The sequence below is a fragment of the Pseudomonas sp. 008 genome, from assembly GCF_016861935.1.
GTDB lineage: Bacteria > Pseudomonadota > Gammaproteobacteria > Pseudomonadales > Pseudomonadaceae > Aquipseudomonas.
Genome location: NZ_BOMA01000001.1, coordinates 894,485 through 914,404, shown reverse-complemented (window position 1 = coordinate 914,404; position 19,920 = coordinate 894,485). Strand labels below are relative to the sequence as shown.

Here is a 19,920-nt window from a genome sequence, read left to right as displayed (position 1 = left end):
TCAATGCTCCCGGCTTTCGAAGTCGATGCGCGGATCGACAAGGGTGTACGTGAGGTCGCCGATCAGCTTCAGCACCAGCCCCAGCAGCGTGAAGATGAACAGCGTGCCGAAGACGATCGGGTAGTCGCGGTTGATCGCTGCTTCGAAACTCATCAGGCCGAGGCCGTCGAGGGAGAAGATCACTTCCACCAGCAATGAGCCGGTGAAGAAGATCCCGATGAGCGCTGAAGGGAAACCGGCGATCACCAACAGCATCGCGTTGCGAAACACATGGCCGTAGAGCACGCGGTGACGGGTCAGGCCCTTGGCTTTGGCGGTGACCACGTATTGCTTGTTGATTTCGTCGAGGAAGCTGTTTTTGGTCAGCAGGGTCATGGTCGCGAAGTGGCCGATCACCAGTGCAGTGACCGGCAGAGCCAGGTGCCAGAAATAATCGAGGATCTTGCCGCCGGTGCTGAGCTCATCAAAGTTGTTCGAGGTCAGGCCCCGTAGCGGGAACCAGTCGAAATAGCTGCCGCCGGCGAACACCACAATCAGCAGGATGGCGAACAGGAACGCCGGGATCGCGTAACCGACGATGATCGCCGAACTGGTCCACACATCGAAGTGGCTGCCGTGTCGCGTCGCCTTGGCGATCCCCAACGGGATCGACACCAGGTACATGATCAGCGTGCTCCACAGCCCGAGGGAGATCGATACCGGCATCTTTTCCTTGATCAGGTCGATGACCTTGGCGTCGCGGAAGAAGCTGTCGCCGAAATCCAGGGTGGCGTAGTTCTTGATCATGATCCACAAGCGTTCCGGCGCCGATTTGTCGAAGCCGTACATGTGCTCGATTTCCTTGACCAGCGCCGGGTCCAGGCCTTGCGCCCCACGATAGGCCGAGCCGGCCACCGACACTTCGGCACCGCCGCCGGCAATGCGGCTGGTGGCGCCTTCGAAGCCTTCGAGTTTGGCGATCATCTGTTCCACCGGCCCACCGGGGGCGGCCTGGATGATCACGAAGTTGATCAGCAGAATGCCAAACAGGGTCGGGATGATCAGCAGCAGTCGCCGAAAAATATACGCCAGCATCTGATTACTCCGTGCCCGCAGGGTCGGCTTGCAGTTTGGTTTCGACTTCTATCGCAGGTGTCGCGTCGGGCTTGACCCACCAGGTATTGATGCCGATGTCATATTTGGGCGAAACCTTCGGGTGGCCGATGTGGTTCCAGTACGCCACGCGCCAGGTCTTGATGTGCCAGTTGGGGATCACGTAATAGCCCCATTGCAGCACCCGGTCCAGCGCCCGGGCGTGGGCCACCAGGCTTTTGCGCGAATCGGCGTTGATCAGTTGCTCGACCAATTGGTCCACCACCGGGTCTTTAAGGCCCATGGAATTGCGGCTGCCGGGTTTGTCGGCGGCGGCGGTCATCCAGAACTCGCGCTGTTCGTTACCCGGCGAGTTGGATTGCGGGAAACTGCCGACGATCATGTCGAAGTCCCGGGAGCGTACGCGGTTGATGTATTGCGAGACGTCGACCCGACGGATCACCAGATCGATGCCCAGGTCGCTGAGGTTGCGCTTGAACGGCAGCAGCACCCGCTCGAACTCGGTCTGGGCCAGCAGGAACTCGATGGTCACCGGTTTGCCGGTGGCGTCGACCATCTTGTCGTCGACGATCCGCCAGCCGGCCTCTTGCAGCAGTTGATAGGCTTTGCGCTGCTGGGTGCGGATCATGCCGCTGGCGTCGGTCAGCGGGTTCTGGAACGCCTCGCTGAACACTTGCTCGGGAATCTTGCCGCGGAACGGGTCGAGAATCGCCAGTTGATCGGCGTCCGGCAGGCCGGTGGCGGCCATTTCCGAGTTTTCGAAGTAACTGCGGGTACGCACGTAGGCGCCGTTGAACAGTTGCTTGTTAGTCCACTCGAAGTCCAGCAACAGGGACAGCGCCTGGCGCACGCGCACATCCTGGAACACCGGACGACGCAGGTTGAACACGAAGCCTTGCATGCCGGTGGGGTTGCCGTTGGGGATTTCTTCCTTGATCAGCCGCCCTTCGGTCACCGCCGGAATGTTGTAGGCCTTGGCCCAGTTTTTCGCGGATATTTCCAGCCAGTAGTCGAACTGACCGGCCTTGAGTGCTTCCAGTGCAACGGTGTTGTCGCGGTAATAGTCAGTGGTCATCACGTCGAAGTTGTAGAACCCGCGATTGACCGGCAGGTCCTTGCCCCAGTAATCCTTGACCCGTTCATATCGCACGGAGCGCCCGGCTTTCACTTCGGTGACTTTGTACGGGCCGCTGCCCAGCGGTAGTTCCAGGTTGCCCTTATTGAAGTCACGGGTGGCCCACCAATGTTTGGGCAGCACCGGCAACTGGCAGAGGATCATTGGCAATTCGCGGTTGTTGTTGTGCTTGAACTTGAACAGCACTTTGAGCGGGTCTTCGGCGATCGCTTCCTCCACGTCGCTGTAATAGCCGTGGTAGAGCGGGGCACCTTCCTTGATCAGGGTCTGGAAGCTGAACACCACGTCTTCGGCGCGCACAGGGTGGCCGTCGTGGAAACGTGCTTCGGGGCGCAGATAGAAGCGCACCCAGGTGTTGTCCGGGGCTTTTTCGATTTTGCCTGCGATCAAGCCATATTGAGTGAACGGCTCATCGAGACCCTGTTTGGCCAGGGTGTCGTAGATCATGCTGATGTCGTCGGCCGGCACGCCTTTGCTGATGAACGGATTGAGGCTGTCGAAGCCTCCGAACCCGGCCTGACGGAAGATCCCGCCCTTCGGCGCGTCGGGGTTTACGTAATCGAAGTGCTTGAAGTCGGCTGGGTATTTCGGCGGCTCGTTGTACAGGGTCAGGGCGTGTTGCGGGGCGGCGCAGGCCAGCCCGGCGAACAACAGACCGCTGGCCTGCAAGAGCAGGGCGCGTAAGGGAGTCATTGATCTTTCTCCGAAGATTTCAGCCACCACGCGCTCAGGCCCAGGGTGTAGGGCGGCGTGGTGACGAAGGCGAACCGGTTGCGGTAGGCCAAGCGGTGATAATTGAGGTACCAGTTGGGAATGATGTAGTGCTGCCATAGCAGCACCCGGTCGAGCGCCTTGCCGGCGGCGACTTGTTCATCCCGGGTCTGGGCGCCGAGCAGTTGTTCGAGCAAATGGTCGACCACCGGGTCGGCGATGCCTGCGTAGTTCTTGCTGCCCTTGATCCCGACCTGGCTGGAGTGGAAGTACTGCCATTGTTCCAGGCCCGGGCTGAGGGTCTGGTTGAGGGTCATCAGGATCATGTCGAAATCGAATTGATCGAGGCGCTGTTTGTACTGGGCGCGATCGACCGTGCGCAGCCGTGCGTCGATACCGATGCTGGCGAGGTTCTCGACGTAAGGCTGAAGGATCCGCTCCAGGTTCGGGTTGACCAGCAGGATCTCGAAGCGTAGCGGTTGGCCGATGCTGTTCTGCAGCCGCTGGCCATTGAGCTTCCAGCCGGCTTCGGCGAGCAGGCCCAAGGCCTTGCGCATGGTTTCGCGCGGAATGCCGCGGCCTTCAGTCTGCGGCAGGCTGAACGGCTCGGTGAGCAGCTTGGCGGGCAACTGATCGCGATAGGGCTTGAGCAACAGCCACTCGTGGCCGACCGGCAGTCCCGTGGCAGAGAACTCGCTGTTGGGGTAGTAACTCATGGCGCGTGTGTAGGCGCCACTGAACAGCGTGCGGTTGGTCCACTCGAAATCGAACATCAGCCCCAGCGCTTCACGGACCTTGATCTGGGCGAAGGTCGACCGCCGAGTGTTCATGAACAGGCCCTGGCTCTGGGTCGGGATCTGGTGCGGGATCTGCGCCTTGATCACCTCGCCACGGCGCACGGCCGGGAAGTCGTAGCCGTTGTCCCAGTTTTTCGCCTGATGCTCGATGTAGATGTCGAACTCGCCGGCCTTGAACGCTTCGAAGGCCACGTCGCTGTCACGGTAGAACTCGACTTCCATGCGATCGACGTTGTACTTGCCGCGATTGACCGGCAGGTCCTTGCCCCAGTAATCCTTGACCCGCTCGAAGACGATCTGCCGCCCAGGGGTTACCGAAGTGATGCGATACGGCCCGCTGCCCAATGGCGGTTCGAAGGTGGTGGCCTTGAAATCGCGATCTTTCCAGTAATGCTGGGGCAGCACCGGCAACTCGCCCAGGCGCAGGATCAGCAACGGATTGCCGGAGCGCTTGAAGACGAAGCGAATGCGCTGCGGGTTGAGGATGTCGACCCGCGACACTTCCTGGAGGTTGGTGCGGTATTGCGGATGACCTTCCTTGAGCAGCAGACGGTAAGAAAACGCGACATCGTAAGCGGTGATCGGCGTGCCATCGTGGAAGCGCGCTTCGGGGCGCAGGTTGAACACCACCCAACTGCGGTCCTCGCTGTATTCCACCGATTGGGCGATCAGGCCATAACTGGACGTTGGCTCATCGCCCGACGGCGCGTACTGGCCGGTGCCGACCATCAGCGGTTCGTTGAGTTCGTTGATGCCGTATTGCAGGAAGTTGGCCGTGGAAACCGGGCTCGAACCTTTGAAGGTGTAAGGGTTGAGCGTATCGAAGGTGCCAAACGCCATCACCCGCAACGTACCGCCCTTGGGCGCTTGCGGGTTGACCCAGTCGAAGTGGGTAAATCTGGCCGGGTACTTGAGCGTGCCGAACTGCGCATAACCGTGGCTTTCGCTGATCGTCGCGCTTGCGGGGGAGCTCAAGGCCAGGCTGATCAGGAGCAGGAGGAGGGGACGCTTCAAGTCAGAGATCCGATCCAGGCGGCTTGGGCTTTGTGGGCCGTACAGTAACAGCTTGTATCGACAGGAAAAAGACGGGGCTTAATGTGCGATTAATTGTTAGGGGATTGGCCTGCAAGCGCGATACCTGTGGCGAGGGGGCTTGCCCCCGTTCGGCTGCGAAGCAGTCGTGAAACCGGTGCGCGCTGTCTGTCAGAAGAAACCCGTTGCAGGTTGAGGGGGCTGCTTCGCATCCCAACGGGGGCAAGCCCCCTCGCCACAAAAGCCCCTAGGCAGGGCGTGCTGTTTAATGCGGGGAAGAAACCGTCAGCATCTGACCCGGCTTCAGCGCCTGGCCTACCCGAGGGTTCCAGCGCTTGAGGTGTTGCATTTCGACATTGAAACGTTTGGCAACCATGTACAACGAGTCGCCTTGCTGGACCTTGTACTGGGTCTGCGGCTTCTGTTTGTCCGACTTGCCGCTGGTTTTGCTGTTCGCCGCCACGACAGTGTTGATGCGACCGCCGCTGCGCTTGGTGGTGTCCTGCATCACAAGGGTCTGGCCGACCTTGATGTTCTTGCCGTTCAGCTTGTTCCAGCGTTGCAGGTCCTTGACGTCAACCTTGTTGGCCCTGGCAATGGAGGCCAGATTTTCTCCGCGCTTGACCCGGTAGGCGCGCTTGATGCTGGCGATTTCGTTGTCGTCGGCACCTTCGAACACCGGCTTGAGCGGCCGCTGGCTGATCAGCTCTTCAGGACGCATGGTCGACAGGCTGGCAGTCAGCAGTTGCGCCTTGGACGTCGGCACCAGCAGATGCTGGGGACCGTCGATGGTAGTGCGTTGCTTGAAGGCCGGGTTGAGCTGGAACAGTTCGTCTTCGTCGATGTTGGCCACCGCGGCAACCTTGGACAGGTCCATGCGCTGGTTGATTTCGACGACCTGGAAGTACGGTTCGTTGGCGATCGACTTGAGGTTCACACCATAGGCATCGGGCGCCAACACCACTTGCGACAGAGCCAGCAGCTTCGGCACATAGGCCTGGGTTTCCGCTGGCAGCGGCAGGTTCCAATAGTCGGTTGGAAGACCGAGCTTCTCGTTGCGCTCGATGGCCCGGCTGACCGTGCCTTCGCCGGCGTTGTAGGCCGCCAGGGCCAATAGCCAGTCACCGTTGAACATGTCGTGCAGGCGGGTCAGGTAATCCATGGCCGCGGTGGTCGAGGCGGTGATATCGCGACGGCCATCATAGAAACGGGTTTGACGCAGGTTGAAGTAACGCCCGGTGGAAGGAATGAATTGCCAAAGACCCACCGCGTCGGCTCGGGAATAGGCCATCGGGTTGTAGGCGCTTTCAATGACTGGCAACAGCGCCAGTTCCAGCGGCATGTTGCGTTCTTCAAGGCGTTCGACGATGTAGTGAATGTAGAGGCTGCCGCGTTCGCCGGCGTTTTCGAGGAAGGACGGGTTACTGGCGAACCACAGGCGCTGCTGCTCGATGCGCGGGTTGACGCCCAGGTTGTCCTGCAACTGGAAGCCCTGGCGCATGCGCTCCCAGACGTCCTGGGGAACTTGCGGTGTTGGTTTTTCGCTGAGCCAGATTGGTTTTTGCTTGGCTCGCGCGGCGATATTCGGTGTGTGTGTCGCTTCGGTCTGCGGCACATGGCTTGAACAGCCCGCCAAAGTGGCGGACACAGCCACCGCGATGGCTTGAGCCAAGCGGGTCAATGCGTCTGAATTGGTGGCTTTACGAATAGGTGACGACATTGGCTGGAAGTAAGTTCCGGGCGAAAATGTCGGGCGATTCTAGAAAGCACACCCCCTGCGGTCAACCATTCAGAATTTTTGTACCATTGCGCAGGCAGCTTAGAACGTATCTTTCCAAGCCCGCAATGCAGCAAAGACCGCACTCGGCGCCCGGTTTTCGGTTCCATTCCGTTCGTCCACTTTTTCTTTAACGGATGTTTCGCCGGTACGCAAAAACGGATTGGTGAGCTTTTCCAGCGCCAGGGTCGAAGGCAGCGTCATGATTCCGGCTTCCCGTTGACGGGTGACTTTGGCCAGTCGTTCGAGGGTGTCGGGATTGCCCGGTTCGACCGCCACGGCAAACTTCAGATTGCTCAGGGTGTACTCGTGGGTGCAGTAGACCAGCGTGTCTTCGGGAAGCGCCGCGAGGCGGCTCAGCGAGTGATGCATTTGCTCGGGCGTGCCTTCGAACAAGCGTCCGCAACCGGCAGCGAACAGGGTGTCGCCGCAAAACAAATGACCACGGTGGTAATAGGCGATATGCCCCAGGGTATGGCCCGGTACTGTGATGACATCGAGGTCCCAGCCCAGCACGTTGATCCGGTCGCTGTCCTTGAGGGCCACGTCCCGTGCCGGGATGGTCTCGCTGGCCGGGCCATAGACGGTTGCGTCTGTCGCTTTTTTCAGCCGCTCGACGCCGCCGACATGGTCATGATGGTGATGAGTGATCAGAATATCGCTTAACACCCAACCCGGGTGCGCCGCGAGCCACGCCTCTACGGGCGCGGCATCGCCCGGATCGACTACGGCACAGCGCTGGGTGCTGTGGTCTTGTAACAACCAGATGTAGTTGTCGGTGAAGGCGGGCAGGGCACTGATCTGTATCATCGTCGGATTCGCCAAGCGGAAAACATTGGCGCATCTTAGAGCTTCCTGGCGCGTTGGAGAATGCAATGACCGATAAAGCGTTCGCTCAGGCTGATCCTGACTGGCTGGCATTGATCAGCGCGGCTCGTGACTGGCTGTCCGGTCCCATCGGGCAATTTTTGCTGGACGAAGAACGACGCATGCTCGAAGACGAGTTGGGGCGCTTCTTCGGCGGCTATCTGGTGCATTACGGTCCCTCGGCACAGACGCCACCGTCGGCGCCGCAGGTGCAGCGCAATGTGCGACTCGGCGCGCCGTTGCCGGGGGTCGAGATCGTCTGCGAAGAGCAGGCTTGGCCCTTGAGCGAGCATGCCGCCGATGTGGTGGTGTTGCAGCATGGGCTGGATTTCTGCCTGTCGCCCCACGGCTTGTTGCGCGAAGCGGCGAGCAGTGTGCGCCCCGGCGGGCATCTGCTGATTATCGGGATCAACCCCTGGAGCAGTTGGGGCCTGCGTCATGTGTTCGCCCATGACGCCTTGCGCAAGGCGCGCTGCATTTCGCCGTCGCGGGTCAGCGACTGGCTGAACCTGCTGGGCTTCGCGCTGGAGAAACGCCGCTTCGGGTGCTATCGTCCGCCGCTTGCGTCACCTGCCTGGCAAGCTCGTCTGGCCGGTTGGGAGCGCAAGGCCGGTGACTGGCAATTGTCGGGTGGCGGCTTCTATTTATTAGTCGCGCGCAAGATCGTGGTGGGGCTGCGGCCGGTGCGCCAGGTACGGCGCGAACCGATGGGCAAGCTGATTCCGTTGCCGATGGCCAAGGTCAATCGTCGTCACATCGAACCGTAATACACTTTTTTATATTCCCGGCCGGGTATGCCCCGGCCTCGGGCATCGTCGGTCACCGATCGGCGAGCCAGCGCATTTTCTGGATAGATTGGCATGAGCGATAGCGTAGAACTCTTCACCGATGGCGCCTGCAAGGGCAATCCTGGCCCAGGCGGCTGGGGCGCGTTGCTGGTGTGCAAGGGCGTCGAAAAAGAACTCTGGGGCGGCGAAGCCAACACCACCAACAACCGCATGGAGCTGATGGGGGCGATCCGTGGCCTGGAAGAGCTCAAGCGTTCTTGCGACGTGCTGCTGGTGACCGACTCCCAGTACGTGATGAAAGGCATCAACGAGTGGATGGCCAACTGGAAGAAACGCGGCTGGAAAACCGCCGCGAAGGAACCAGTGAAAAACGCCGACCTGTGGAAACTGCTCGACGAGCAGGTCAACCGCCACAACGTCACCTGGAAATGGGTACGCGGGCATATCGGCCATCATGGCAACGAACGGGCCGACCAACTGGCCAACCGTGGCGTGGATGAAGTGCGCGGGTACAAGCAGGCTTGATTCCGGCGTAACGCGGTCTATCTGAAAGACCCACGCGAGCGTGTTAACATCGCCGCTTTTGCACGATTGACCCGTTGAGAGCTGAGCACTGATGGCCACCAGATCCGTTGTACTCGATACCGAAACCACCGGCATGCCGGTGACCGACGGCCACCGGATTATCGAAATCGGTTGTGTCGAGTTGCTCGGTCGGCGCCTGACCGGCCGGCATTTTCACGTTTACCTGCAACCGGATCGCGAGAGTGATGAAGGCGCCATTGGCGTCCACGGCATCACTAACGAATTTCTGGTGGGCAAGCCGCGTTTCACTGAAGTGGCCGATGAATTTTTCGAGTTCATCAAGGGCGCACAGCTGATCATCCATAACGCGGCGTTCGACGTTGGCTTCATCAACAACGAATTTGCCCTGATGGGCCAGCACGATCGCGCGGACATCACACAGCACTGCACGATCCTCGACACCCTGATAATGGCCCGGGAACGTCACCCGGGGCAGCGCAACAGCCTCGACGCCTTGTGCAAACGCTATGGCGTCGACAACTCCGGCCGTGAACTGCACGGCGCCTTGCTCGACTCCGAGATTCTCGCCGACGTTTACCTGACCATGACCGGCGGCCAGACCAGCCTGTCGCTGGCCGGTAACGCGTCCGATGGCAACGGTTCGGGCGAAGGTGCCGATAATTCCGCCACGGAAATCCGTCGTCTGCCGGCCGATCGTCAGCCGACCCGGATCATCCGCGCCAGTGAAGAGGATCTGGCTCAGCACGTTGCGCGCCTGGAAGCCATTGCCAAATCCGCCGGCGCGCCGTCGCTGTGGCAGCAATTGGCCGAGGCCAAGGCCCAGGCCTGAGTCCCTTCGAGCGGAAGGTTTTTTGTGGCGAGGGAGCTTGCTCCCGCTCGACTGCGCAGCAGTCGCAAATCCTGCCAATATGGTTCCGAGCGAATGCAGGGGGGGCGCTTCGCAGCCCAACGGGAGCAAGCTCCCTCGCCACAGGTATCTTTCTCGACACCGAGTTTGCTGGCCACATGATGGTGCGCCGGCCGGCCCACTTCAGGGCATCCCCCTCGCCACATGCGCTCCAACCCTCTACCCTGAGGTGATTGGCAGGCCACGATCTGCCGCTTCAGGACGCCGAGCCTCATGTATAAAGATTTGAAATTCCCGGTCCTGATCGTCCACCGCGACATCAAGGCCGACACCGTTGCCGGTGATCGTGTGCGTGGCATTGCCCGGGAGCTGGAGCAGGAAGGTTTCAGTATCGTTTCAGCAGTCGATTACACCGAGGGGCGTCTGGTCGCCTCGACCCATCACGGCCTTGCCTGCATGTTGATTGCCGCCGAAGACGCCAGCACCCACGCGCATCTTCTGCACAACATGGCCGAACTGATCCGCCTGGCGCGGGTTCGGGCGCCGGACCTGCCGATCTTCGCCCTGGGTGAACAGGTCACCCTGGAAAACGCCCCGGCTGACGCCATGGCCGAGCTCAATCAGCTGCGCGGCATTCTCTATTTGTTCGAAGACACCGTGCCATTCCTTGCCCGTCAGGTTGCCCGTGCGGCGCGCAAGTACCTGGACGGTCTGTTGCCGCCGTTCTTCAAGGCGCTGGTGCAGCACACCGCCGACTCCAATTATTCCTGGCACACGCCGGGGCATGGCGGCGGCGTGGCGTATCACAAGAGCCCGGTGGGGCAGGCGTTTCACCAGTTTTTCGGGGAAAACACCCTGCGTTCGGATTTGTCGGTGTCGGTACCGGAACTAGGTTCGCTGCTCGATCACACCGGTCCCTTGGCCGAGGCGGAAGCGCGAGCGGCTCGCAACTTCGGTGCCGATCACACCTTTTTCGTGATCAATGGCACCTCGACAGCCAACAAGATCGTCTGGCATTCCATGGTGGCACGCGATGATCTGGTGCTGGTGGATCGCAACTGCCACAAATCGGTGTTACACGCGATCATCATGACCGGCGCGATTCCGCTGTACCTGTGCCCGGAGCGCAATGAGCTGGGGATCATTGGCCCGATTCCGTTGAGTGAGTTCAGCCGCGAATCAATCCAGGCCAAGATCGACGCGAGCCCGCTGACCCAGGGCCGCGAGCCCAAGGTCAAGTTGGCGGTGGTGACCAACTCGACTTATGACGGCCTCTGTTACAACGCCGAACTGATCAAACAGAGCCTGGGCAACAGCGTCGAGGTGCTGCATTTCGACGAGGCCTGGTTCGCCTACGCGGCATTCCACGAGTTCTTCGCCGGCCGTTATGGCATGGGCACGTCCCGCAGCGAAGACAGCCCCTTGGTGTTTACCACCCATTCCACGCACAAACTGCTGGCGGCGTTCAGCCAGGCGTCGATGATTCACGTTCAGGACGGCGGTGCACGGCAGCTGGATCGCGATCGTTTCAACGAAGCGTTCATGATGCACATCTCGACCTCGCCGCAGTACAGCATCATCGCCTCGCTGGACGTGGCCTCGGCGATGATGGAAGGGCCGGCCGGTCGTTCGCTGCTACAGGAAATGTTCGACGAAGCCCTGAGTTTTCGCCGGGCGCTGGCCAATCTGCGCCAGCATATCGCCGCCGATGACTGGTGGTTTTCCATCTGGCAGCCGCCCTCGGTCGAAGCCATCGAGCAAGTGGCCGCCGAAGACTGGCTGCTGCAACCCGACGCCGATTGGCACGGCTTTGGCGGCGTGACTGACGACTATGTGCTGCTCGATCCGATCAAGGTCACGCTGGTGATGCCGGGGCTGACGGCGGGCGGCGCGTTGAGTGCGCGCGGGATTCCGGCGGCGGTAGTCAGCAAGTTCCTCTGGGAGCGCGGGCTGGTCGTGGAAAAGACCGGGCTGTATTCATTCCTGGTGCTGTTCTCGATGGGCATTACCAAGGGCAAATGGAGCACGCTACTGACCGAGTTACTGGAGTTCAAGCGCAGCTACGACGCCAACGTCAGCCTGGCCACCTGCCTGCCGTGCGTGGCGCAACAGAACATGGCCCGTTATCAAGGCATGGGGTTGCGCGATCTGTGCGATCAATTGCACGCCTGTTATCGCAGCAACGCCACGGCCAAACACCTCAAACGCATGTACACGGTGTTGCCGGAAGTCGCGATGAAGCCAGCGGACGCCTATGATCAATTGGTACGCGGGGAAGTGGAGGCCGTTTCGATCGATGCCCTGGACGGGCGGATCGCGGCAGTGATGCTGGTGCCATACCCGCCGGGGATCCCGTTGATCATGCCCGGCGAGCGTTTCACCGAGTCGACCCGCTCGATCATCGATTACCTGAAGTTTGCCCGGGCGTTCGACAGCAGCTTCCCCGGGTTTGTCGCCGATGTGCATGGCTTGCAACATGAAGACGAGGGCAATGGACGGCACTACACCGTCGATTGCATCAAGGAATGAGGACCTTTGCGAGTATGCAGCCCGTCATGAATCCCAAATACCCGGGCCTCTCGGTGCGTGTCGCCGATGAGGGTTTTGCGGCTTATATCTGGGGCAGTGATTTCAGTTTTGAAGTCGCCGCCTATGGCGCAGCAGAAATCGGCAAGCCGGTGGCGCAGTGGCCAGTGACGCCAATCACCCCGTATCGCAAGTGCTACGGCATCGATCCCGAAGAGTTCAGCAGTTTTCGCGACGCCGCCGACAGTGCGATTTTCATGGCCTATCTGGATGATGAGCCGGTGGGCCACCTGGTGGTCAGCACCAACTGGAACGGTTTCGCCCATATCGATGAATTGGCGGTGCATGCACCGGCGCGTCGCCATGGCGTGGCCAAGGCGTTGCTGGACGTAGCGCAGTTCTGGAGCCGCAAGAAAAAGCTGCCGGGCATCATGCTGGAAACCCAGAACAATAATCTTGGGGCCTGCCGGCTGTATGAACGCTGTGGCTACGTGGTTGGCGGGATCGATCATCTGCGTTATCGCGGGATCGACCCGAACACCGCCGAAGTCGCATTGTTCTGGTATCGATTGTTCGATAACCCGCTGGAAAAACCGATCAGCTCGCCAGCATCGCCACGGCTTGTTCCGTGATGATGTCCAGCAGCGTCTGAACCGCCGGAGAGGGCTCGGCGTTTTTCAGGCGCAGAGCGTAGACGCTGACCGGTACCGCAGGCGCCAGCGGGCAGGCATCGAGCCCGGCCGATTTGGCGCCGAGGGCGGTAAATGGATCGACAATCGCCAGGCCTTCACCGGCCTCGACCATGCTGCGCATCATTTGATGCGTCTGCACCCGGGTCTGGATGACCGGGGCAGGGCGCAGCGCATGCAGCTTGTTGTCCAGCGCCGGGCTGAGCGGGTCGTGACCTTCAAGGCCGACCATTGACTGGCCGGCCAGGTCTTGCAGCGAGATGTACTTCTGTTTCGGTTGCAGCCAGCCATGGGGTGCCAATAGCTGCAGCTTGCCCTGGGCGATGACCTGGCAATCGATATCGGCATGGTCCGGGTCGTGCAGGCTCAGGCCCAGATCGCTTTCGCGCAGCAGCAGGCTTCTGACAATCTCGCGGGTCGGTTGGCTCAGGAGGGTGCAAGGTGCATCGGGGAGACGTCGGCGCAGCGCCGCGATGCTCTGCGGCAACAGTTGTTGCGCCAGCGGCGGGGTGCAGATGATTCGCAGGGGCGGGGCCAGATATTGCTTGAGGCTGCTGGCCAGTCGCTGGACCGGCTCAAGGGCCTCGTAGACGCGGGCGATCTCGACTTGCAACTCCCGCGCCTCGCGCGTGGCTTGCAGACGGCCACGCACGCTGGCAAACAGCATGAAACCCAACTGATCCTCGGCATCGCGCAACGTGCGTTCAACCTCGGTCACGGGCAACTGCAACCATTCGGCCGCGGTGCCCAGGTGACCGGTCTGCAGGAGCGCCTGGATCACTTCGATATGACGTAAACGCATGCGTGAAGTCCATGTTCAGCAGGTGAGGGAGTCAGTGACTGAATCCTAACTCAAGTGCGCGCATATGACTTCTGCTCATAACAGCGGGTTATGAAGCGACGTTCGTTTCAGGTTCGCGAATGAGGGTGACACCGGTTTGCACCAGCACAAACGCGTTGTCGTCGAGTTTGTTGACCCGATCGCCAATGGCCAGTTTATAGGTGGTGACAGGCGCAGAGCCGGCGAGGCCGTCGTGCGACAGGGTGGATTCCTGGAACTCATGCACGGAATAAACACGGCCTTCCGCGTCTCTTGCATGGAACTGACCGACGAGTACTGCTGCCATCTGCTTAGAACCTCTGGAGATAAATCACTCAATTTGCGGTTCTGTAGACCGTGGTTGGGCGAGGTAAGTTTTCCTACAGGAAAAAAATAGTCAGGGGCGGCGATTTTCCGTCGCCCGCTGGTTGAATCGTCATTTGATCATCTATAACTAGAAGCTCTTTCCATCGAACAGTCGAGTATCTTCCATGAGCAACGTCTACGAGATCGCCGTTCTGGTCGGCAGCCTGAGAAAAGCATCGATCAACCGCAAGGTCGCGCTGGCGCTGGCCGAGCTGGCGCCTGCCAATCTGAAGCTGACGATCGTCGAAATCGGCGATTTGCCGCTGTACAACGAAGACATCGATGGCGATTCACCGCCGGCAGCCTACAGCACTTTCCGACAACAGGTGCGTTCATCCGACGCGGTGCTGTTCGTGACCCCGGAATACAACCGTTCGGTGCCGGCGCCGTTGAAGAATGCGATTGACGTCGGTTCGCGTCCCTATGGCCAGAGTGTCTGGGACGGCAAGCCGGGTGCGGTGATCAGCGCTTCACCGGGCGCCGTCGGCGGATTTGGCGCCAACCACAATGTGCGCCAGTCGATGGTGTTTCTCAATGTACCGTGCATGCAGCAGCCGGAAGCTTATCTGGGCGGCGCGGGTTCAGCGTTCGACGAGGCGGGCAAGTTGTCGGAGTCGCTCAAGCCGTTCCTGCAGAAATTCATCAATGCGTATGCGCAGTGGGTCGAGCAGCATAAAAAGCCATGACCGCTTCCTTTTAGCTCGTAGCGGCTGTCTCGCAGGCTCGGCAGCTGCTGCATCGGGCATTTCATCCCACCTTCACTTTACGGCCTATTCAAACCTCCCTATATTCCGCGCTTCGTTTTTCCGTCGGGCTGGAACCGGGTTTATATGCTCATCGCATCGTTGATTTTTTTGCTGACCATCACCCTGGTGATCTGGCAACCCAAAGGCCTGGGCGTCGGCTGGAGTGCGGTATTCGGCGCGGTGCTGGCACTGCTGTCCGGGGTGGTGCACCTGAGCGATATTCCGCTGGTATGGCAGATCATCTGGAATGCCACTGGCACCTTCGTTGCGCTGATTATCATCAGCCTGCTGCTGGATGAGGCGGGGTTCTTTGCCTGGGCCGCGTTGCATGTGGCCCGTTGGGGGCGGGGCAGCGGGCGCAAGCTCTTTGCTTATATGGTGCTGCTCGGCGCACTGGTCTCGGCGTTGTTCGCCAATGACGGCGCGGCGCTGATTCTTACGCCGATCGTGATTTCCATGCTGCTGGCGTTGCGTTTTTCCCCGGCGGCGACCCTGGCGTTCGTGATGGGGGCCGGTTTCATCGCCGACACCGCGAGCCTGCCGCTGGTGGTGTCGAACCTGGTGAACATTGTTTCGGCTGACTTCTTCAAGATCAGTTTCAACCGCTACGCCGCGGTGATGATTCCGGTCAATCTGGTAAGCGTGGCGGCGACCCTGGCAATGTTGATGGTGTTTTTCCGTCGCGACATCCCCCGTGATTACCATCCCGAGCAGTTGGCAGACCCGGCCACCGCGATTCACGACACTGCAACGTTTTATGCCGGTTGGGTGGTGTTGGTGATTCTGCTGCTCGGCTGCTTTGCCCTTGAGCCGTTGGGCATTCCGATCAGCGCGATCTCCGCGGTGTGCGCTGCATTGCTGCTGGCCATTGCCGCCCGTGGCCACAAGATTTCCACGCGTAAGGTGATGAAAGAAGCGCCGTGGCAGATCGTGATTTTTTCCTTAGGGATGTACCTCGTGGTGTATGGCCTGCGCAACGCCGGGCTAACCGGGTATCTGGCCGGTTGGCTGGATGGCTTCGCCGGTTACGGCGTGTGGGGCGCGGCCATGGGCACCGGGGTGCTGACGGCGTTGCTGTCGTCGGTGATGAACAATCTGCCGACCGTGCTGATCGGCTTGCTCTCGATCGATGCCAGTCAGGCGACCGGCGTGGCGAAAGAGGCGATGATCTACGCCAACGTCATCGGCAGCGACCTGGGGCCGAAAATCACCCCGATCGGCAGTCTGGCGACCTTGCTGTGGCTGCATGTGCTGCAGCGCAAGAATATCCGGATTGGCTGGGGCTACTACTTCAAGGTCGGGGTTGTGCTGACGGTGCCGGTGTTGTTGGTGACGTTGGCGGCCTTGGCGTTGCGGTTATCCATCTAGACCGGGCGGGCACTGCAAACGCTCAACCACTGCCCGGCACATTCGGCCAAAGATCGGACACCAGAAACAGCCGCTCGGCCTCTTCCCAATCCCCTTTGGCATTCTCTGTCAGCCGCACCATCAATTGCGCCGGTGCCAGCGGGTCCAGATCACTCAGCCACGCCTTCAGCTGTTCAGCGCTCCAGGTCTGCTCCTCGGGATAGTGCGCCGGCGCCAGCCAGGCATGGCGGGGCAGGGGTTGCCAGCGACCGAACGGACGCTGCACGACAAACTCCGCCCAATCCTTCTGGTGCAGCCAGCTACCGCGTAAATGCTGAGGGTGTGCGCCACTCGGTGGTTCGGCCTGCCCAGGCCACGGATAGAGCAGATAACCGCCCAGCCATAGATGCGCGCTGAACTGCTGGATATCCAGCGACGCCAGCACCTCACGGCTTTCCGCCCGTGCGGAAATCGGCAGTTGATGCCGGCTCAGGTGTTCCAGTTTGCGGTCCAGCCGATCATGGCAACCCGGTCCAAGCCATTGCGCGGTGTCACGGCCGTCACCGTTCTGCGGGCCGAGATAGAGCTTGATCGCCAGTTCCAGGTGATGCACACCATCGCGATCGCGCAGCAGCATGTCCAACTCGCCGAGGGTATGGCCTTCGCGACGGATCGGCATGTTGGCGGCGATCAGCTCGATCCCCGGCGCGTGCCGCACGGCGTACTGCCACAGCCGTTCGTAGTACAAACCCAGGCGCCGGGTCCTGGCCTGGGCCAGCCAGTGCAGCAAATCGTAACTGTCACGATCCAGATGCCTGAGCCAGTGTTCCAGGCGCTCCGGCGCCTGCACCCAATCGCTGCCGGCCAGGGGATGACGCTGCGGCCACGGGGTGGCGTCGAGCATCGGCGGCGCGAGGATGACCCAAGCCAGGTCGCGCACTTCAGGGTGGCGCAACTGGTGAGGTAACTGGAGCAAGTCTGGAAATAGGATCATCTTGCGAGCATAGCCCGAAACTAGAGCACACCGTTGTGGCTGAAAGGGTTTTGTCTACGCCGCGCTTTCGCCCATAATCGTGTTTTTCGCCGCCACACGCGTTAGGGGCCTCATGGAGCAATTTCGTAATATCGGCATCATCGGTCGCCTGGGCAGTTCTCAGGTGCTGGATACCGTCCGCCGACTGAAACGGTTTCTGCTCGATCGTCACCTGCACGTGATCCTCGAAGACACCATCGCCGAAGTCCTGCCGGGCCATGGCCTGCAAACTTCGTCGCGCAAGATGCTCGGTGAAGTCTGTGACATGGTGATTGTGGTCGGTGGTGACGGCAGCCTGCTGGGCGCTGCCCGGGCGCTGGCCCGGCACAACATCCCGGTGCTCGGTATCAACCGTGGCAGCCTGGGATTCCTCACCGATATTCGCCCCGATGAGCTGGAAGTCAAAGTCGCCGAAGTGCTCGACGGCCATTACCTGGTGGAAAACCGCTTCCTGTTGCAAGCCGAAGTCCGGCGCCACGCCGAGGCCATCGGCCAGGGCGATGCGCTGAACGATGTAGTGCTGCACCCCGGCAAGTCGACGCGAATGATCGAGTTCGAGCTGTACATCGACGGCCAGTTCGTCTGCAGCCAGAAGGCCGACGGCCTGATCGTTGCCACGCCGACCGGTTCGACCGCTTACGCGCTGTCTGCGGGCGGCCCGATCATGCATCCCAAGCTCGACGCTATTGTGATTGTGCCGATGTACCCCCATACCTTGTCGGGTAGGCCGATTGTGGTCGATGGCAACAGTGAGCTGAAAATCGTCGTGTCCAAAGATATGCAGATTTACCCGCAAGTCTCCTGTGATGGGCAGAACCACTTCACCTGCGCGCCCGGTGACACCATCACCATCAGCAAGAAAGCGCAGAAGCTGCGGCTGATTCACCCACTCGACCACAACTACTACGAAGTCTGCCGGACCAAGCTCGGCTGGGGCAGCAAGTTGGGTGGTGGAGGCGACTGATGCTCGATCCCGCGCGTAGCTACGACCTGATCGGTGACGTGCACGGTTGCGCTCTGACCCTTGAGCACTTGCTCGACCGGCTCGGTTACCACAAACAGGCAGGTGTCTGGCGGCATCCGTCGCGCATGGCGGTGTTCCTCGGCGACATCATCGACCGCGGCCCGCGGATTCGCGAGGCGCTGCACATCGTCCACGACATGGTCGAGGCCGGCCAGGCGCTGTGCATCATGGGCAACCATGAATTCAACGCCCTCGGCTGGAGCACGCCGGCGCTGCCGGGCAGCGGCAAACAGTTCGTGCGCGAGCACACCCCGCGCCACGCCCGACTGCTTCAGGAAACCCTGACCCAGTTCGAAGATCACCCCCAGGATTGGCACGACTTCCTGCAATGGTTCTACAAGCTGCCATTGTTCGTCGATGCCGAGCGTTTCCGCGTGGTGCACGCCTGTTGGGATGCCAGCCTGATCGAGCCGTTGCGCGGGTTGTTCCCCGACGGTTGCATCGACGAACACTTCCTCCAGGCCTCCGCGGTGCCGGGCAGTTTCGCCTGCACCGTGTTCGATCGTCTGCTGCGCGGCACCGACATGCGCTTGCCCCACGGCTTGACCATGACCAGCGGCGACGGCCTGACGCGCTCGTTCTTCCGCACTAAATTCTGGGAAGACGACCCGCAAACCTACGGAGACATCGTGTTCCAGCCCGACGCCTTGCCCGAGCCGGTGGCCCGCACGCCGCTGTCGTCCAGCGAAAAAGACAACTTGCTGCGCTACGGCATCGATGAGCCAATGCTGTTCGTCGGCCACTACTGGCGCAGCGGCAAACCGGCGCCGATCCGCCCGAACCTGGCGTGCCTGGATTACAGCGCGGTGCTCTACGGCAAACTGGTCGCTTATCGTCTGGATCAGGAAACCCGTCTCGACCCGCATAAATTTGTCTGGGTCGACGTCGAGCGGCCGGAGGTGTTGCAATGACGGCGGTGGCGGTATTGCGTCTACCACTGGCGGTAGATTTGAGCGGGTTCGTCAAACTGCTGCAGCGCATGCAAGTGCCCCATCGGGTCAGCGAAGAGGCGGGTGAGCAGGTACTGTGGGTACCGGCCAGCATCAGCGAAGACGTGCGCTCGTTGTACGAACGCTTTCCGGCCGGCGACCCCGATCAGCAACTGGATATCCCGGTGGCGCCGACCCTGCAACGTCCGGGTTTTGTCGAGCAGTTGCGACACAGCAAGGCCACGGCGTTCGTGCTGTTGCTGAGCCTGATCGTCGGCGTGGTGACGTTGCTGGGCGAAAACCTCGAGACGATGCGCTGGCTGACCTTCCTCGATTTCCGCGTGGTCGGCGAATACATCCATTTCACGCCACTGGCCGATAGCCTTGCGGCGGGGCAGTGGTGGCGTCTGGTGACGCCGATGCTGATCCATTTCGGCATCCTGCACCTGGCCATGAACGGCATGTGGTATTGGGAACTGGGGCGGCGCATCGAGTCGCGGCAGGGCAGCATCAACCTGATCGGCCTGACGTTGCTGTTCAGCCTGGTATCCAACTATGCCCAGTTCCTTTTCAGCGGCCCGACCCTGTTTGGCGGGTTGTCCGGGGTGCTGTACGGCCTGCTCGGGCATTGCTGGATCTTCCAGCTGTTGTCGCCGAACCCGGCTTATCGCCTGCCCCGAGGGGTGTTGGTGATGATGCTGGTGTGGCTGTTGTTGTGCCTGTCGGGGCTGGTCTCGATGATCGGCTTCGGCGAGATTGCCAACGCGGCCCACGTCGGCGGGTTACTCATCGGATGCTTCACCGGTTTGTTGGGCGGTTTGTACAACCGCCGTAAACTGGCCGTCTAA

The 19,920-nt window shown here is 60.8% G+C and carries 18 protein-coding genes; 10 read left to right on the top strand and 8 right to left on the bottom strand.

Annotation, left to right across the window (positions count from 1 at the left end; all coding sequences use genetic code 11):
- The 5 genes from JUI81_RS03925 to gloB form a co-directional block, all read right to left on the bottom strand.
- Positions 1-1,074, bottom strand: a complete 1,074-nt coding sequence (locus tag JUI81_RS03925; RefSeq protein WP_018929626.1) for a microcin C ABC transporter permease YejB — start codon at positions 1,072-1,074, stop codon at positions 1-3.
- Positions 1,075-1,078: 4 nt separating this feature from the next.
- Positions 1,079-2,920, bottom strand: coding sequence for an extracellular solute-binding protein (locus JUI81_RS03920; protein WP_204123764.1), 1,842 nt, complete (start codon positions 2,918-2,920; stop codon positions 1,079-1,081).
- Positions 2,917-4,749, bottom strand: a complete 1,833-nt coding sequence (locus tag JUI81_RS03915) for an extracellular solute-binding protein (RefSeq protein WP_018929624.1) — start codon at positions 4,747-4,749, stop codon at positions 2,917-2,919. Before JUI81_RS03915 ends, JUI81_RS03920 begins: the two co-directional genes overlap by 4 nt.
- A gap of 283 nt (positions 4,750-5,032) precedes the next feature.
- Complete coding sequence (locus JUI81_RS03910) at positions 5,033-6,487, bottom strand: transglycosylase SLT domain-containing protein (protein WP_204123763.1); 1,455 nt, start codon at positions 6,485-6,487, stop codon at positions 5,033-5,035.
- A gap of 99 nt (positions 6,488-6,586) precedes the next feature.
- Positions 6,587-7,354 carry a hydroxyacylglutathione hydrolase gene (gloB, locus tag JUI81_RS03905; RefSeq protein ID WP_019579326.1) on the bottom strand — a complete coding sequence of 256 codons (768 nt, stop codon included), beginning with the start codon at positions 7,352-7,354 and terminating at the stop codon, positions 6,587-6,589.
- A gap of 65 nt (positions 7,355-7,419) precedes the next feature.
- On the opposite strand from gloB, the gene JUI81_RS03900 reads away from it, so the two are divergent.
- The 5 genes from JUI81_RS03900 to JUI81_RS03880 all read left to right on the top strand — a co-directional run bounded on the left by JUI81_RS03900 (position 7,420) and on the right by JUI81_RS03880 (position 12,750).
- Positions 7,420-8,178 (top strand): methyltransferase domain-containing protein, encoded by a 759-nt coding sequence (locus tag JUI81_RS03900; protein WP_019579325.1) that lies wholly within the window; start codon positions 7,420-7,422, stop codon positions 8,176-8,178.
- Between the two features lie 93 nt (positions 8,179-8,271).
- Positions 8,272-8,724, top strand: coding sequence for a ribonuclease HI (gene rnhA, locus JUI81_RS03895; RefSeq protein WP_003180633.1), 453 nt, complete (start codon positions 8,272-8,274; stop codon positions 8,722-8,724).
- Positions 8,725-8,815: 91 nt separating this feature from the next.
- The gene (gene dnaQ / locus JUI81_RS03890; protein ID WP_019579324.1) at positions 8,816-9,574 is read left to right on the top strand and encodes a DNA polymerase III subunit epsilon; all 759 of its coding nucleotides are present in this window, start codon (positions 8,816-8,818) and stop codon (positions 9,572-9,574) included.
- Positions 9,575-9,865: 291 nt separating this feature from the next.
- Positions 9,866-12,121 (top strand): Orn/Lys/Arg decarboxylase N-terminal domain-containing protein, encoded by a 2,256-nt coding sequence (locus JUI81_RS03885; RefSeq protein ID WP_018929620.1) that lies wholly within the window; start codon positions 9,866-9,868, stop codon positions 12,119-12,121.
- 14 nt (positions 12,122-12,135) lie between these two features.
- Positions 12,136-12,750: a GNAT family N-acetyltransferase gene (locus tag JUI81_RS03880; protein WP_007937773.1), complete on the top strand. Its 615-nt coding sequence runs from the start codon at positions 12,136-12,138 to the stop codon at positions 12,748-12,750.
- On the opposite strand, the gene JUI81_RS03875 is transcribed toward JUI81_RS03880, so the two are convergent.
- Both JUI81_RS03875 and JUI81_RS03870 read right to left on the bottom strand, forming a co-directional pair.
- Complete coding sequence (locus JUI81_RS03875; RefSeq protein WP_019579322.1) at positions 12,716-13,609, bottom strand: LysR substrate-binding domain-containing protein; 894 nt, start codon at positions 13,607-13,609, stop codon at positions 12,716-12,718. The two genes, JUI81_RS03880 and JUI81_RS03875, sit on opposite strands and share 35 nt — an antisense overlap.
- 88 nt (positions 13,610-13,697) lie before the next feature.
- Complete coding sequence (locus JUI81_RS03870; protein ID WP_018929617.1) at positions 13,698-13,934, bottom strand: hypothetical protein; 237 nt, start codon at positions 13,932-13,934, stop codon at positions 13,698-13,700.
- A gap of 184 nt (positions 13,935-14,118) precedes the next feature.
- Here JUI81_RS03870 and JUI81_RS03865 point away from each other — a divergent pair, with 184 nt between their 5' ends.
- Positions 14,119-14,679: an NADPH-dependent FMN reductase gene (locus JUI81_RS03865; protein WP_018929616.1), complete on the top strand. Its 561-nt coding sequence runs from the start codon at positions 14,119-14,121 to the stop codon at positions 14,677-14,679.
- Positions 14,680-14,823: 144 nt separating this feature from the next.
- A complete protein-coding gene (locus tag JUI81_RS03860; RefSeq protein ID WP_018929615.1) occupies positions 14,824-16,107 on the top strand; it encodes an arsenic transporter in 1,284 nt (427 codons plus the stop codon).
- 22 nt (positions 16,108-16,129) lie between these two features.
- Here JUI81_RS03860 and JUI81_RS03855 read toward each other — a convergent pair whose 3' ends face one another.
- Positions 16,130-17,080 (bottom strand): DUF1853 family protein, encoded by a 951-nt coding sequence (locus tag JUI81_RS03855; protein WP_086946064.1) that lies wholly within the window; start codon positions 17,078-17,080, stop codon positions 16,130-16,132.
- A gap of 112 nt (positions 17,081-17,192) precedes the next feature.
- On the opposite strand from JUI81_RS03855, the gene JUI81_RS03850 reads away from it, so the two are divergent.
- Genes JUI81_RS03850 through JUI81_RS03840 form a run of 3 tightly spaced genes read left to right on the top strand, consistent with a single transcriptional unit; the run spans position 17,193 to position 19,920 of the window.
- Positions 17,193-18,083: an NAD(+) kinase gene (locus JUI81_RS03850; RefSeq protein ID WP_007906781.1), complete on the top strand. Its 891-nt coding sequence runs from the start codon at positions 17,193-17,195 to the stop codon at positions 18,081-18,083.
- On the top strand, positions 18,080-19,054 hold the full coding sequence (locus JUI81_RS03845; protein WP_172901237.1) for a metallophosphoesterase: 975 nt from the start codon (positions 18,080-18,082) through the stop codon (positions 19,052-19,054). Before JUI81_RS03850 ends, JUI81_RS03845 begins: the two co-directional genes overlap by 4 nt.
- Positions 19,051-19,920 carry a rhomboid family intramembrane serine protease gene (locus tag JUI81_RS03840; protein ID WP_019579319.1) on the top strand — a complete coding sequence of 290 codons (870 nt, stop codon included), beginning with the start codon at positions 19,051-19,053 and terminating at the stop codon, positions 19,918-19,920. Before JUI81_RS03845 ends, JUI81_RS03840 begins: the two co-directional genes overlap by 4 nt.

Coding starts and splice junctions, on each gene's coding strand:
- JUI81_RS03925 (WP_018929626.1), bottom strand. CDS start 1,074: ATGCTGGCGTATATTTTTCGGCGACTGCTGCTGATCATCCCGACCCTG.
- JUI81_RS03920 (WP_204123764.1), bottom strand. CDS start 2,920: ATGACTCCCTTACGCGCCCTGCTCTTGCAGGCCAGCGGTCTGTTGTTC.
- JUI81_RS03910 (WP_204123763.1), bottom strand. CDS start 6,487: ATGTCGTCACCTATTCGTAAAGCCACCAATTCAGACGCATTGACCCGC.
- gloB (WP_019579326.1), bottom strand. CDS start 7,354: ATGATACAGATCAGTGCCCTGCCCGCCTTCACCGACAACTACATCTGG.
- JUI81_RS03900 (WP_019579325.1), top strand. CDS start 7,420: ATGACCGATAAAGCGTTCGCTCAGGCTGATCCTGACTGGCTGGCATTG.
- rnhA (WP_003180633.1), top strand. CDS start 8,272: ATGAGCGATAGCGTAGAACTCTTCACCGATGGCGCCTGCAAGGGCAAT.
- dnaQ (WP_019579324.1), top strand. CDS start 8,816: ATGGCCACCAGATCCGTTGTACTCGATACCGAAACCACCGGCATGCCG.
- JUI81_RS03885 (WP_018929620.1), top strand. CDS start 9,866: ATGTATAAAGATTTGAAATTCCCGGTCCTGATCGTCCACCGCGACATC.
- JUI81_RS03880 (WP_007937773.1), top strand. CDS start 12,136: ATGCAGCCCGTCATGAATCCCAAATACCCGGGCCTCTCGGTGCGTGTC.
- JUI81_RS03875 (WP_019579322.1), bottom strand. CDS start 13,609: ATGCGTTTACGTCATATCGAAGTGATCCAGGCGCTCCTGCAGACCGGT.
- JUI81_RS03870 (WP_018929617.1), bottom strand. CDS start 13,934: ATGGCAGCAGTACTCGTCGGTCAGTTCCATGCAAGAGACGCGGAAGGC.
- JUI81_RS03865 (WP_018929616.1), top strand. CDS start 14,119: ATGAGCAACGTCTACGAGATCGCCGTTCTGGTCGGCAGCCTGAGAAAA.
- JUI81_RS03860 (WP_018929615.1), top strand. CDS start 14,824: ATGCTCATCGCATCGTTGATTTTTTTGCTGACCATCACCCTGGTGATC.
- JUI81_RS03855 (WP_086946064.1), bottom strand. CDS start 17,080: ATGATCCTATTTCCAGACTTGCTCCAGTTACCTCACCAGTTGCGCCAC.
- JUI81_RS03850 (WP_007906781.1), top strand. CDS start 17,193: ATGGAGCAATTTCGTAATATCGGCATCATCGGTCGCCTGGGCAGTTCT.
- JUI81_RS03840 (WP_019579319.1), top strand. CDS start 19,051: ATGACGGCGGTGGCGGTATTGCGTCTACCACTGGCGGTAGATTTGAGC.